Source organism: Lysobacter sp. Root690 (genome assembly GCF_001427785.1).
Taxonomy (GTDB): Bacteria; Pseudomonadota; Gammaproteobacteria; order Xanthomonadales; family Xanthomonadaceae; genus Lysobacter.
The window spans coordinates 297,843-298,200 of sequence record NZ_LMHM01000018.1 but is presented as its reverse complement, the minus strand read 5'-3'; the positions used below and the strand labels follow the sequence as shown (position 1 = coordinate 298,200).

1 protein-coding gene is annotated in these 358 nt (G+C 67.3%); it reads left to right on the top strand.

Features of this window, described 5'->3' with window-relative positions; genetic code table 11:
* On the top strand, positions 1–358 hold a 358-nt coding region (locus ASD86_RS26260), incomplete at both ends, for a DUF11 domain-containing protein (RefSeq protein WP_157477151.1).

Below are 358 nucleotides of genomic sequence, written 5' to 3'. Positions count from 1 at the left end.
GCCGGCCGGTTACACCTTCGTTTCGGCGACGCCGAGCGTCGGCACCTACAACGCCGGCACCGGCGTGTGGGCCGTGGGCGGTCTGGCCTCGGGCGCGAATGCGACCCTGCAAATTGTGGCCACCGTGCTGCCGACCGGTCCGTATGCGAACACCGCGACGGCCACGTCGACCACCAACGATCCGACCCCGGGCAACAACACCGCGACCAATACGCCGGTGCCGGTGGCTTCGGCCGATCTCGCGGTGATCAAGACCGCGTCGAGCGCGACCCCGATCGTCGGTACCAACATCACCTTCACCATGACCGTCAGCAATAACGGTCCGTCCGCCGCGGCTGGCGTGAACGTCAACGATCAG